Here is a 13,131-nt window from a genome sequence, read left to right as displayed (position 1 = left end):
AGTCGACAATCAAAGTCAATCGCATCACAGCTAGTCTTCGTGTACAATGGATTTAGCAATGAAAGGGGGCGGTTGACCATGACCATCAGTACAAACGACGGCCAAGACTGGCACACAAATGGTGTACAGGAGTATCACAATTATTTCGGCACACCTACGCATGATGACCATGTTCTGTTCGAACTACTCACGGTCGGTGTGTTCCAAGTGGGATTGAGCTGGCAGGCGGCGGCTAGCAAGCTACCGGTCTACAGGCGCGTCCTTGCTGGCATGGCAATTCCCAAAGTCGCTGCGATGATCGATGAACTGGCGATTCCGGAGATTGCTGCCGATGCCGAGATGATTGGCAATCAGCGTAAGATTCGCGCTGTTTTGCGGAATGCGCGGGCCATCCTCAAGGTACAAGCGGAGTTTGGTAGCTTTAGCACGTATCTGTGGGCTTTCGTTGATGGTACACCGTATCTTTTGCCGGCAGTGACGCGTGACGAGCTGACTAATCAGTCGCCCATTGGTAGTGCCGTGGCTAAGGATTTAAAGCGGCGGGGGTTCAGCTTCGTCGGTCCGGTCGTGACCCACATGTTCCTGTTGGCCGCTGGCATCTTGCGGGAGCAAGTCATCGCGGATTAAGTGAAATTTGCGTGAGAGCTTCTGCTTATCTGAAACCGATTAAAAAGCAGATGTGGCGGTGAAAGCCCGGTGGGACGGGACTCTTTATAAATAAATTTATTAAAGGTTTTCCTTGACACCGGATTAAAGTTGCATTAGACTTGCTATTAAATTAAGCGATTGAAAACAATGTGATCAGGAGAGTAACCACCGTCAATGGTTTCAAGAGAGCTCGCGTTTTGCTGAAAGCGAGTAATCCACGGCGGGGTGAAGATGGCCTGAAATGAATTGGTACCGCTAAGTCCTAGTGATGAAGTGGTAATGCTTGGCACTCATTATCGTGCACGCACTTTAAGGCGTAAGCTGGCGAGTGTTAATGAGGGGTCGGCATACGTCTGACTTGAATTAGAATGGTACCACGACAGAGTTCGTTTCTATTAATTTAGAAGCGGACTCTTTTCTTTTGGTCACCGTTTTCTCTCGCGACATTTAATCAAATTAATTAGAACTTATTTATAAAAAGGGGATATTGCATATGAAGAAATCATTTAAACGCTTTAGTTGGCTCTTGGTATTATTGATTCCACTGTTAATCGTCGCTGGCTGTGGTAAGTCCAGCAGTAGTTCCAGCAACAAAACCGTTAAAGTTGGGATCATGGGTTCTGACGAAAAGATCTGGAAACCCATCCAATCAAAGCTGAAGAAGCAAGGTATCAATATCAAATTGGTCACTTTCACCGATTACAACCAGCCTAACGCTGCGTTGACGAACCACGAAATTGACCTGAACTCCTTCCAACACACGTACTTCATGGATCAATGGAATAAGGCGCACAAGTCTAATATCGTTTCCATCGGTAAGACCGTCCGCGCACCACTGCGGTTATACTCCAAGAAGGTTAAGAACGTTGCTGACATCAAGAAGGGTGACCAAATCACCATTCCTAACGATTCAACCAATGAAGGCCGGGCCTTACATTTACTGCAATCCGCTGGCTTGATCAAGGTGGATTCCAAGGTTGAATTACCAACGCCAAAGAACATCACGCAAAACAAGTTGAACTTGAAGATCACGGCCGTTGACGCTGCCCAAACGCCACGTTCATTGACCGATGCTACCGGAGCCGTTATCAACAACGAATTCGCTGCTGAAGCTAAGCTGCCAAACAACGAAACAATCTTTAAGGAAAAGATCAACAAGGCTTCCATTCCTTACATCAACATCATCGCTACCAACAAGTCTGACAAGAACAACAAGACCTACAAGAAGATCGTGAAGGCTTACCAGACCGAAGCAACGAAGAAGTTGTTGACGAAGTACTACCACGGCTTGACCATTCCAGCTTGGTAAACAGAAGCGCATTTTAAAAGGTATCACGTTAATTTAAGCTAACCAACTAAACATCGTTGATGACTGACGGGCACCGTGCTGTGCTGATGATGGTATCCTCACAGCAATGGTGCCTGAGCGCTATCGGTGATGGCATTGGAAAATTAACTTATATAAGTAGAGAGAAAATTGCCAGCATAGGCGAGTAAGGAGAACGAAGATTTGACTAACGAAGCGATTATTCAGTTAAAAGATATCGACGTCACCTTCCATAATAAGGGGCAGACCGTTGAAGCCGTTAAAAAGGTTTCGCTAACGGTAGAGCGCGGCGACATCTACGGGGTTGTCGGGTATTCCGGCGCCGGTAAGAGTACGTTGGTGCGGGTGATTAACCGGCTCCAGCGGCCGACTGCCGGTTCCGTAGAGGTCAGTGGTCAGGACATCTTGGCTTTGAATCCCCGCGAGCTACGGACTGCGCGGACGAAAATTGGGATGATCTTCCAACACTTTAACCTGATGGCTTCCCGGACGATTGCGGATAATGTTGGCTACCCCTTAAAGGGTCGGCTTGCCCGCGATGAACGGAAGAAGAAGGTTGCTCACCTGTTGGACCTGGTAGGTCTGAGTGAAAAGGCCGAAGATTATCCCGCCCAACTTTCTGGTGGGCAAAAGCAACGGGTTGCTATCGCCAGAGCCTTAGCCAATGACCCGGAAATCCTGATCAGTGATGAAGCAACCAGCGCACTGGATCCCAAGACCACGTCATCCATTTTGGAATTACTGAAGCGGTTGAATAAGGAATTAGGCCTGACGGTTGTGCTGATTACCCATGAAATGGAAGCTGTTAAGGAAATCTGTAACAAGGTTGCCGTCATGGAAGCTGGGGAAATCATTGAACGGGGTGATCTGGTCACGATTTTCAGTCGCCCAGAGAAGCCGTTGACCCAGGACTTTATCAATACGGCCACGCAGATCAATCAGGCATTGGAAAAGATTTTCCGGCAAGCAGCGACCCTTAACCTCAGTGAGAGCCAGCAATTGGTTCAGCTGCAGTATGTGGGTGCCAGTACCGACGCACCACTGATTACCGAGTTGTATAAGCGGTATGGTGTGGTCTCGAACATCTTATATGGAAACGTTGAAATCCTGCAGGACACGCCACTGGGTAACTTGATTGTGGTGATGTCTGGTGAACCGGATAAGTTGGCTGCCGCTTGGCAATACTGTCAGGATGCCGGCATCAACATTACCCACTTGAACCCTAACGATTCGGAGGTGGCCTAAGTGAATTTATTAGCAAAATATTTTCCTAACGCGGTCACGATGAAGAGTGACTTCCTGCAGGCGACCGGTGAGACCCTCTACATGACTGCCATTACGGCGATTGTTGCGGGGATTATTGGGATGGCTATCGGGATTGGCCTGATTGTCACCCAGCCCGGTGGTATCTTGGAAAATCGTGTCGTTTATAACATCTTGGATAAGCTGGTCAACCTGTGTCGGTCGATTCCATTCGTTATCTTATTAGCCGTGATTGCACCGTTGACTCGGATCATCGTGGGGACGGCGATTGGGACGACCGCAGCCATCGTGCCATTGGTCATTGGTTCCGCACCGTTCTATGCCCGTCAGATTCAAAATGCCTTGGCTGAAGTTGACCATGGGGTGGTCGAAGCTGCTGAGTCAGTTGGGTCCGGTCCGATTGCCATTATCTTTCGGGTTTACTTAAAGGAAGGATTGCCGGATATTATCCGTTCTTCCGTCCTAACGTTGATCAGTCTGATCGACCTGACCGCGATGGCTGGTGCTATCGGGGGTGGTGGCTTGGGTAACTTAGCAATCAATGTCGGCTACAGTCGGTTTGAAACCGATGTGACTGTCATGGCTATGCTGATTATCTTAGTTATCGTGTTTGCTATTCAATTAATTGGAGACTTGCTCGCTCGGCGCGTGGATCACACGGCTTAAGCAGGGCGTGTGGACGTGACGCGTTGCGAAGTCACGTCCACTTTTGTATTAGTGGATGAAGTGTCAGTAGGGGCAGAAAAAAAGTTGACCGCAATCGCCGTTTTTCGCCATTTTACCATCAAATTCTAATGAATATCGGGTAAAATTGGAGAATTATAATGCACGCCGTGAGTGTGAGAGAGAAAGGATTCACAGGTTTGAAAAATTCAGAGGTATCGACGGGGAACGTCATTAAGGGTATTTTCTGGGCCACCATTGCTTCAGCGATGTTCGGGGTGTCCGGAACAGTTTTGCAGTTTATTTCACAGGGGCAATCCATTCCGACCAATTGGTTCTTGTCAGCACGGACGTTAGGCGCTGGGGTGGTGCTGCTCATGATTAGTTTTATCTTGTATGGCTGGAAAAAGACTTTTTCAGTCTTCGGTAGCTGGCGTGAGGTCGGCTGGCTAGTTGCCTACGCGGTTATTGGGCTGGGCGCGAACCTGTTGACTTTCTACATCGCGGTACAGACGGGGAATGCGGCTGCGGCTACGATTCTACAGTACTTGAGTCCGCTGTTCATCGTCCTGGGTAGCCTGTTATTTAAGCATGATCGCCCACTGCGTAGTGACCTGATTGCCTTTACCATCGCGATGATTGGGGTCTTCCTGGCCATTACGCGTGGGAACTTATCTCAATTGGCAATTCCGTTCGATTCGTTATTGTGGGGGATTGGTTCTGGGATTACCGCAGCCTGCTACGTGGTCCTGCCACGGCCGTTAGTGCGTGGTGGCCACTCGCCAATTACCGTGTTGGGCTGGGGGACGTTTATCGCCGGAATCATCTTCAACCTGCATCAGCCAGTCTGGGTCAGCACGCCCCCACTGACAGGAACGCTGATTGCTTCGATGGCAACGGTCATCGTGTTTGGAACCATCGTGCCCTTCTCACTGATTCTCTATAGCACTCACTTTGCACCGTCCGATGTCATCAGTATCGTCGATGCCGTCCAGCCGGTGATGACTTTTATTCTGTCGATCATCTTCCTGGGATTAGCCATCTCGGGTGCCGAAGTGCTGGGGTCAGTTTTAGTGATCGTTGCAATTTATTTACTCCAACGGGGTCGACGAAACACCGTGAAAGAGCTTTAATGCGAGTAGGAAGTGACTAACAAATGACGACTTTCGATTGGGTACGCCACGGGCAGACTCAAGCCAACGTGGATCAAATCATGCAAGGACAATTGGATACGACGGCCACTCACTTAACGGTGCGCGGTCTTCAACAGGCGGAACATCTCGCCCAGTGGCTGCAAGGCGAGCACTACGATCAATTGATCAGTAGCCCACTTCATCGGACGCGCCAAACGACGGCAGCCCTCACAACCATGATGGCCCTCACACCATCGTTTGATGACCGATTGATGGAAGCCGATTACGGGGACTGGACCGGCAAGAGCTTGCCAGTAATCAGCGAACAACGGCCACAGGATTTTGATGCGGTCACGGGTGAAGCACTGCCGGACGTCTTGGCGTCCATAGGTGGTGAGTCCTACCTGGCAATTCAGCACCGGGTTGGCCAATGGTTGGCCGAACAGGTCGTGGATCATCCCGCTGACCACATCCTGGTGGTTAGCCACGGTCTGACCATCAAGGCGACCGCGCTGTTGATGTTGGCGGCTCCGGCAACCACTGCGTTACCAGAGCCAACTAATACCAGTGTGACGCGCATGGTGATTGATCCGGCAACGGGTCATCGCTATTTGAAATTCTATAGTGTGAGTCCCCAGTTAACTTAAAATAAGATAAAAAATAACCCCGCCAAATTGGCGAGGTTATTTTTAGGTTGAAACAGCCGGTTACTTCTTGAGGTTATCTTCAACGTAAGACCGAACATCAGCGTCGGACTTCGCATCGATTTCCTTCATTGAAGCTTCAGTTTCATCGGTGTTGTGACCATTGGATTCCATGAAGTGATCCCACAAAGCGTCACGAACAGGTAACGTTGCGTCGGACCAGTCAAATACTTCGTTCATTTTTTCATCCAATAAAGCAGTCTTTTCTACAACAGCCATAACCATTACCTCCAAAAAAATTTTGGGGTCAGCGGATCTGTGATTGGCATGGGTACCACCGGCTTCAATTCTCATGGTAGTCCTTTAAATTGAAAATGGTAAATATTTTGTCTAAATGGATTTCGAATGGCCCCGCCGCAACACTAGTAGCGGGGGCGTTAACCTTGATGCCAAGCCGTTGGTAGTGGCCCTTATCGTTCGACTAAAAAAGGGGCGCAACCATTGGAAGTTTATTCTAACGGTCGCCCTCCTTCAAGGTGGTGTCATTTGGATTAATCGAAATCAATTCGAATGTCTAAGACCCAGTTTTCCAATTGACGATTGGAGTTGATGGCGTCTGGGTTCTCAACGAGAAAGTGGTTGACGTCCACGACGGTTCCTTCGAATGGTGTCTTGAAGTTTTGCACGGTCTTATCGCTTTCAACTTCGAGAATATCTTGGTCTTGATCGAGTACCTGATCGGGTTCGACAAGCAGCTCAGCAAAACTGATCTTACCGAGTTGTTGAATGGCATCGCTGGTGATCCCCAGGCGGTAGATGGCGTGCCGTTGTTCCCACCACACGCCGTTGAGTGTCGTTACTTTTGGTTCAGCTTTTTTGGGGTGAAAGAAGCTTTTGAATAGTTCCCAAACTGATGGCCTTTGTTGTTCAGGCATGGTAAATTCCTCCCTTAATCTCATTACGTTCTTTAGTATACCCTTATGCTGTAACCGCTGACAATATGTTCTTGCCTAAGTTGTTGCTGACAAGGGGATATGCTAAACTAAAATCAAAATTACATTGGCATTGTGGCGGATATTAGCTGGTTTGCGTACCCGTAGTGCCAGTCAATTGTTAGGGTGGGTTCATAGTCGTGAAAAATGTGAAGCATGAGTCTGTCATCGGCGCTGACGTTTGAGTTAAGTTGGAGGTTGAAACTAGCTTAGCCGGAGGAGGCCAGAATGGAGACGGCCGTGACGATGACCTTAGCTGACGATTCTTGTCAGGTTAGGTCATGGGACGAGCTTGGAGACGTCTGGACTTTGACGGCTTCAAGTCGAGGTTCAAGACCGTTTCTTAGGCTTGAACCGGTCCCCACAGCAGCAGAATCCCTGGCAGTCGTAGACGACAGTTTAAATCTAACATTTGGAATTAAATCAAGGAGGGTTCACCTATGTTTCTAATTGATACGAACCGGCAAGGCCAAGTGGTGACCGATGCCGTGGTCAACCAATCCATCGATAATTATCTGGTCAACGACCTCAAGCTTCCCGGTCACGGCCTGATGATGTATGTTAATCGCCCGGCCGTCATTGTTGGGATTAACCAAAATGTCACGGCCGAGGTGGACTTCCACTACTTGGCTAAGCACGACGTTCAACTGGTACGGCGGACCTCTGGTGGGGGAGCTGTCTATCACGATGAACGAAACTTGATCTTTGAACACATCGTCAATGGCGATCCTCAAGATGGGTCACAATTTGGGGACTATGCTGGGTTTGCGGCTCCGATCTTAAAAGCGCTGGCGGCCATGGGCGTGCCCGACTTGGCGGTCAGCCAGAAGAGTAATCTGGTTGTCGGTGATAAGAAGTTTTCTGGGATGACTATGTTTAAAAATGGCGATGGCTATGCGGCTGGTGGGACGATCATGTATGATCTGAACGTAGCGGCTGCCCACCAGGCGTTGATTCCGGTCAGTGAGCGGCGTCATCGGGGGGTGGCTTCCAACCGCGTGCCTATCACCAATCTGCGGCAATATTTGGCGCCAGCTTATCAGAACTTGGATATTCAAGATTTTAAGACGGTGCTCCTTCAACACATCTTCGAAGTCGACCGATTGGACGAGGTGGAAACGTATCACCTATCCGCGCACGATTGGGAGATTATCGATCAGCGGCTGGCGGAGAAGTACCAAACGGACGCCTGGAACTATGGGGCTAATCCGGGTTTACGGGCCTATCACCGGCTGACGCTCGCCGCGGGGCAACTGCACGTGAACTATACGCGTCATGCTGGTGAACTCCGCTCAGTCGCGTTATTTGGCACGGTTGGCACGCCAGCAGAATTGCTGGCCATTACGGACCAACTGACGGGTCAGCCAGCAACGACCGCGGCGGTTCAGGCAATCTTGCAGCGACCGGCTGTGACCGCTGTATTAGGGGCGGATGCGGTCGCGCCATTGACCAAAATTCTAGTAGAAGAGGCATAGCATGAAGGCAAAGTACGAAGTGAATCAATACGTCGGGGTCCCGGTGGCGGCCAACGCTTCCGGCAAGTATGAAATCAAGCGCGAACCCGATGGGGACTTCAAGCTCCATTCGTGGCGTACGGGCCGACACAGTAAGGGCAAGTACCGCGGTGTGGGCCAGATTTTTTTAACAGAGAATAACTTGAAAGTTGCCGTGGTGGCGGCCTATCCCGTTCCATATAAGGAGCGGCATGGCTATACTCCGATGGCGCGGCTGACCAGTGAATTTGTCGGGGAAGACGTGTTGGCAACTGCTCAGGAACAATTGAAAGCGTAAAAAATGCGGCCAAATAGGTCGCATTTTTTCTTTGACTATTTTACAAAGTAGGCACTCTTAAAGTTGGACTGCGTGCCAATCGTGTTGTAGAGGACCCCATTGAGTTTGGGAGTGACTAAGTAGGTGCTAGCAGGCTGTAGGAGTGGCGTAATCCCCTGGTCGCGCATCAGCAAGCCCTCGGCATCCAGTAGTGTCTGCCACCGCTTAGAATTGAAGGTAGGGGCGTTGCTGGCCTGGTCGATCAGTTGGTCGTAGGCCTTGCTGGACCAGTGACCCACGTTGGCGCTATTGTTGCTGGTGAACAGGGATAGAATCGCTAATGGATCGGCGTACTGGGCCCGTTGCGTCGTTAAGGTGAGATCAGATGTCACGGGAACTGCACGCGCATTAAGCGCTGGCATGCGTTTTTTAAGGGTAATTGTGAGACCGGGCAAGGTGGCCTCCAACTGGTGTTTGAGAGCCTTAACTACTGCGGGGCTATTGGTATCGGCCAGGTAGCCGAGCGATAGGTTCATGTGAGTCACGCCGGCTCGTTTACTGGCAGTCTGCCACTCCGCCTTGGCGGTCTTAGGGCTGTAAGCAAGTGTCTCTTGTTCGGGTTGTGCCGCGGCAAAGTCGGCGGTGCCCTTGAGGCCACGACTCAGACCGGCTGGGACGACCCCCTGAGCGGTCAGTGAGGTGTTGCCGTAAGCCTGCTTGACCAGGTGCTTGCGGTTGACGGCGTGTGAAATGGCTAGCCGGGTAAGCTTTTGTTGGAGCAGGCGATTGACCTTAGAATTCTTTCCGGTTTGACGATAATTGAGGAGTACCATTTTAGAGTAGGGCCGGGCAGTATAGTCGGCCTGCTTTTCGTAGTATTTAACATCGGACTTTCCAAGGATGCGCATCTCGTCTAAGCGACCGTGATCGTAGGCGTCCCAGGCCGCCGCTTCTGACTTGTAGGTCACCACGTTGATCCGGGTGAGGTAGACGTGCTTGCGATCCCAATAATGGGGGTTGGAAATCATGTGCCAACGTTGAATTGAGCTACCGTGATTGGCGACCATGAAGGGCCCCGCATAGACTTGGTAGCGCGGCTTCGTGGCATAAAGTTTACCGTACTTTTTGGCGATACGCTGATTCTGTGGGCCGAAGAGGGGGTAGGCTAGCCGCTGTGGCAGCTCTGCCATGGGATGATCGAGGTGCACGACTAGCTTGAATTTGCTGGGAGCCGTGACGCCCAGTCGGCTTGCTGGTAACTCGCCGTCGAGAATTTGGCGGGCGTTCTTAATCCCATCGAAGAGATCGGCTTCGGGTGCCTTGGTTGTTGGCATTAGAGCTCGCCGCCAGGAGAAGACGAAGTCAGGGGCGGTGATGACATCGCCGTTACTCCAGTAGGAATCTTTCCAGAGGGTAAAGGTATAGGTCGTTTTGTCGTTGCTGATTTTGACCTTTTTTGCAAGGGCGAGTTCAGTGTCGTTGTTGCCAGTCGCTTGGTAAAGCCCTTCAATCGTATTGTTGAGCCGCCCAAACTGGGTAAGTTTATCCGTGTCCAGGGTGGCTAGGGGATGGTGGGAAGCGAGGTTTAAGACCTGATTCTGGGACATGACCCCCTTGCTGTCACTGGGCGTGTCCGTCTCATGACTGATTGTGCAGCCACTTAGGACGCTGCAGATCGCTATAATAAGAAGTATTCCCCAACGTTTCACGATGTTTCCTCCGATTGTTAACCGATTTGGTTTCTCTATTATGTAAGTGATTATTGGCAATGGTCTAAGACCTATGAAGGTGAGGGCTCACAGAATTCCTGACCACCGCAGACGAATCAATACCAAATCAATATTCTTCCCTGATAATAGGGGAGCAAGACTGGCACGTCAAGGCTTAGTTGTGGGGCAGGCTTGTGAGGAGGCGTGGGATTCGCTAGAATAGGGAAAACGAGGATGGAGGGACACTATGGAAAAATGGTCAGCGGCAACGGTCCGCGACTTTCGGAAAACATTATTGGCCTGGTATGACGATGAGGGGCGAGACTTACCCTGGCGACACGGTCGCAATCCGTACCACACTTGGATTAGCGAGGTTATGCTCCAACAGACTCAGGTCAATACGGTGATTCCCTACTATCAGAACTTTCTAGCGACCTTTCCAACGATTGAAGATTTGGCGACTGCCGAGGAAGCCACGCTACTGAAGGCTTGGCAAGGCTTGGGTTACTATTCACGTGCTCGAAACTTACAGCGAGCGGCCCGGCAGCTGGTCGATGACTACCACGGACAATGGCCCCAGACAGCCGCCGAGTTGGAAGACTTGGTGGGAATCGGCCCCTACACGGCCAGCGCGATTGCCAGCATCGCCTTTGATCAGGTCGTACCGGCGGTGGATGGCAACGCCTTTCGGGTGTTTGCTCGGCTACTCATGATCGATGACGATATTGCCAAGCCCAAGACCCGGCAGCGTTTTACAGAGATCATTCAACCCATTGTTGATCCGCAGCGCCCGGGAGCCTTTAATCAAGCCATTATGGATCTGGGGTCGAGCTACATGACGGCTAAGAATCCTGACCCAGAACACTCACCGGTCAAGGCGTTCGATGCTTCTTATCGTGCGGGACGGGTGTTGGACTTTCCAGTGAAGACCAAGGCCCCACGGCCCAAATTGATGCCGTACTATGGCCTCGTGATCCATTCACCAGCGGGTTATCTGATGGTTCAACGTGGCGCACAGGAAATGCTGACCGGATACTGGAGCTTTCCACTGGTGTTGCAGGCAGATCTGCATCCGGAAAATTCGGACGCAACGCTCGCAGATGACGTGGCCGAGATTACACGGCGGTGGGCCAATGACTATCAGATTCCGGTCGATCTGGCCGTAGTTGGTGGGCAACCGGTCAGTCACACCTATACGCACCAACGCTGGCACGTGAAACTTTTGACGGCAGACTTACCAACCGTGCCGTCGCTCGAGTTTCTACCTGGAAAATGGGTACCGGCGGCGGAGATTGCGGCGCTACCTTTGCCTAAGGTTCAGGAAAAAATGATGGCACGCTTTGCTAAGCAGCAAGATTTACCGTTATTTGAATGAGAATTAGTTTCCGTCGGCCGTAATTTGCTGTATCATCTAGTTAAACTGAAAACGGATTCGCGAGGGAGTGACTGGTCGTGTCAACAATTTTTGATGTCTTAAAAACAGTTTCAGTAAATCACCAGGAAGTAGAGAGCCACCAGGTTGTGGTAACCAACGCTCAGGGTAAGCCCAATAGCTTATTGACGGACTTGTTGCGAGACTTAATTGATAATGCCTTATTATTTGTTTCGTTAGCGGATGTCAACTCAGCCGCAAACTTAATTACCCAGCTGAAGACGCACACACCGCTGCCTGACGACGTTTTAGCCGAGTACGGTAAGATTCTAAGCGAACCGTGTGATGGGCTTAACTTCGCCCCGCAGAAGGGTCAGATTGAGCTGATTGTTCGGCGCTAGGAGGCGAAGTCTTGACTGATGATTTAATTGAAACGGCACCGGGGGCCAATACTGAGCCGCCGGTGTTGTTGCTGCAAGGGACCGGGGGCACAAATACAGAAATGTTGAACTTTGGCCGCCGATTAGCCCCACAGAGTCCGCTAATTACGATTGCCGGTCGTAGTGGTGTCGGTGCGCAACGCCAATATTTTCAGCAGACGGCTGCGGGTCCGGTCGATCCACAGCAACTTATGACCGAATCAACGTGGCTATGCGAAAAAATAAAAATAATTTGTACGCACCATCATTGGGATGTGAATCAGCTGATTACGGTGGGGTATTCTAACGGTGCGGCGATTGCTGCCTACGCGATTCGAACCGGAATTTTGCCCGGGAAACGGGCCCTGTTGTTTCATCCACTGTGGTTGGCCGTGCCACAAAATGAGCAGCTCACGGACTACCAGGTATGGCTCTCTGCCGGGCAGCGCGACCCGTTAGTGTCGGTTGCAACCGTTGAACAAGTTGCGGCGGATTGTCGCAAAAGTGGGGCGACGACGACCGTTTACCAAACCGGGGGGAGTCACATGCTGACCCCCCAAGAGGTTTTGGCCGCGAAAGAATGGTTATCGGAAAATAATTAGGGACTTATTGCAAAATAGTTTAAAAATATCGGAGTTTGCATTTGCTATTCTGGGAAATACCTGTTATCCTATGGTTAATGTATTTATGGTTCGGAAGTTTTAAAGGCTCGACGTTCTTATAAGAATGGCTCCTTTTTACCCCAGCTTTCAAATGCAAATATTATTGCGCTATGCGCATGGAGGTTTCATTCTTATGGAACAAGGTACTGTTAAATGGTTCAACGCTGATAAAGGTTACGGCTTCATCACTTTGGAAAACGGCTCAGACGTTTTCGTTCACTTCTCCGCTATCAACAGCGAAGGCTTCAAGACGCTTGAAGAAGGCCAACACGTTTCCCTTGATGTAGAACAAGGCGACCGTGGCCCACAAGCTGCTAACGTATCAGTTGTCGACTAATTTATTAGCCTAAACTGAGTCGCAAAAAACACCAACTTCGGTTGGTGTTTTTTTATTATAAACTAAGCAGAAAACCTGCGATTTTGATCGCGGGATGAATGCCAGGATTTAATAATCTTTTTTGAAACATACGTTCCCCCAAAAGAGACTAAACATGGTATACTTAGCCCAATCTACAGGGGAGGTATCCAT

Annotated in this window: 15 protein-coding genes; 12 read left to right on the top strand and 3 right to left on the bottom strand. The window is 50.3% G+C overall.

The annotated features are described in order from the left end of the window. Positions 1-78 precede the first annotated feature (78 nt). The 6 genes from FD07_RS05690 (at position 79) to FD07_RS05665 (ending at position 5,681) form a co-directional block, all read left to right on the top strand. The gene (locus FD07_RS05690; protein ID WP_020089394.1) at positions 79-627 is read left to right on the top strand and encodes a DNA-3-methyladenine glycosylase I; all 549 of its coding nucleotides are present in this window, start codon (positions 79-81) and stop codon (positions 625-627) included. A gap of 514 nt (positions 628-1,141) precedes the next feature. Continuing rightward, a complete protein-coding gene (locus FD07_RS05685; protein ID WP_020089393.1) occupies positions 1,142-1,957 on the top strand; it encodes a MetQ/NlpA family ABC transporter substrate-binding protein in 816 nt (271 codons plus the stop codon). 201 nt (positions 1,958-2,158) lie between these two features. Further along, positions 2,159-3,220, top strand: a complete 1,062-nt coding sequence (locus tag FD07_RS05680; protein ID WP_020089392.1) for a methionine ABC transporter ATP-binding protein — start codon at positions 2,159-2,161, stop codon at positions 3,218-3,220. A gap of 39 nt (positions 3,221-3,259) precedes the next feature. Continuing rightward, the gene (locus FD07_RS05675; protein WP_191980178.1) at positions 3,260-3,904 is read left to right on the top strand and encodes a methionine ABC transporter permease; all 645 of its coding nucleotides are present in this window, start codon (positions 3,260-3,262) and stop codon (positions 3,902-3,904) included. 158 nt (positions 3,905-4,062) lie between these two features. Beyond that, entirely contained in the window at positions 4,063-5,034 is a 972-nt protein-coding gene (locus FD07_RS05670) for a DMT family transporter (protein WP_020089390.1), read from the top strand. Positions 5,035-5,057: 23 nt separating this feature from the next. Then, positions 5,058-5,681, top strand: coding sequence for a histidine phosphatase family protein (locus FD07_RS05665; protein WP_020089389.1), 624 nt, complete (start codon positions 5,058-5,060; stop codon positions 5,679-5,681). Positions 5,682-5,741: 60 nt separating this feature from the next. Here FD07_RS05665 and FD07_RS05660 read toward each other — a convergent pair whose 3' ends face one another. Together FD07_RS05660 and FD07_RS05655 are read right to left on the bottom strand one after the other, a co-directional pair. Continuing rightward, the gene (locus FD07_RS05660) at positions 5,742-5,957 is read right to left on the bottom strand and encodes a P8 family protein (protein ID WP_020089388.1); all 216 of its coding nucleotides are present in this window, start codon (positions 5,955-5,957) and stop codon (positions 5,742-5,744) included. A 272-nt stretch (positions 5,958-6,229) separates the two neighbouring features. Next, positions 6,230-6,613, bottom strand: coding sequence for a glycine cleavage system protein H (locus FD07_RS05655; protein ID WP_020089387.1), 384 nt, complete (start codon positions 6,611-6,613; stop codon positions 6,230-6,232). A 497-nt stretch (positions 6,614-7,110) separates the two neighbouring features. Between FD07_RS05655 and FD07_RS05645 the strand changes: the two genes are divergently transcribed. Then, positions 7,111-8,145, top strand: coding sequence for a lipoate--protein ligase family protein (locus tag FD07_RS05645; RefSeq protein WP_020089385.1), 1,035 nt, complete (start codon positions 7,111-7,113; stop codon positions 8,143-8,145). 1 nt (position 8,146) lies between these two features. Further along, complete coding sequence (locus tag FD07_RS05640) at positions 8,147-8,461, top strand: DUF7671 family protein (protein ID WP_020089384.1); 315 nt, start codon at positions 8,147-8,149, stop codon at positions 8,459-8,461. A 35-nt stretch (positions 8,462-8,496) separates the two neighbouring features. Here FD07_RS05640 and FD07_RS05635 read toward each other — a convergent pair whose 3' ends face one another. Further along, positions 8,497-10,047, bottom strand: a complete 1,551-nt coding sequence (locus tag FD07_RS05635; protein WP_020089383.1) for a peptide ABC transporter substrate-binding protein — start codon at positions 10,045-10,047, stop codon at positions 8,497-8,499. A gap of 349 nt (positions 10,048-10,396) precedes the next feature. On the opposite strand from FD07_RS05635, the gene mutY reads away from it, so the two are divergent. The 4 genes from mutY to FD07_RS05615 all read left to right on the top strand — a co-directional run bounded on the left by mutY (position 10,397) and on the right by FD07_RS05615 (position 12,939). After that, the gene (gene mutY, locus FD07_RS05630) at positions 10,397-11,524 is read left to right on the top strand and encodes an A/G-specific adenine glycosylase (RefSeq protein WP_020089382.1); all 1,128 of its coding nucleotides are present in this window, start codon (positions 10,397-10,399) and stop codon (positions 11,522-11,524) included. A 77-nt stretch (positions 11,525-11,601) separates the two neighbouring features. After that, the gene (locus tag FD07_RS05625; RefSeq protein ID WP_020089381.1) at positions 11,602-11,922 is read left to right on the top strand and encodes a hypothetical protein; all 321 of its coding nucleotides are present in this window, start codon (positions 11,602-11,604) and stop codon (positions 11,920-11,922) included. Positions 11,923-11,933: 11 nt separating this feature from the next. Next, the gene (locus FD07_RS05620) at positions 11,934-12,542 is read left to right on the top strand and encodes an alpha/beta hydrolase (protein WP_020089380.1); all 609 of its coding nucleotides are present in this window, start codon (positions 11,934-11,936) and stop codon (positions 12,540-12,542) included. Positions 12,543-12,735: 193 nt separating this feature from the next. Beyond that, positions 12,736-12,939 (top strand): cold-shock protein, encoded by a 204-nt coding sequence (locus tag FD07_RS05615; RefSeq protein ID WP_011668621.1) that lies wholly within the window; start codon positions 12,736-12,738, stop codon positions 12,937-12,939. Positions 12,940-13,131 lie beyond the last annotated feature (192 nt).

It is taken from the genome of Levilactobacillus parabrevis ATCC 53295 (assembly GCF_001434055.1).
Lineage (GTDB): Bacteria > Bacillota > Bacilli > Lactobacillales > Lactobacillaceae > Levilactobacillus > Levilactobacillus parabrevis.
This window is presented reverse-complemented; position numbering and strand designations above follow the sequence as displayed.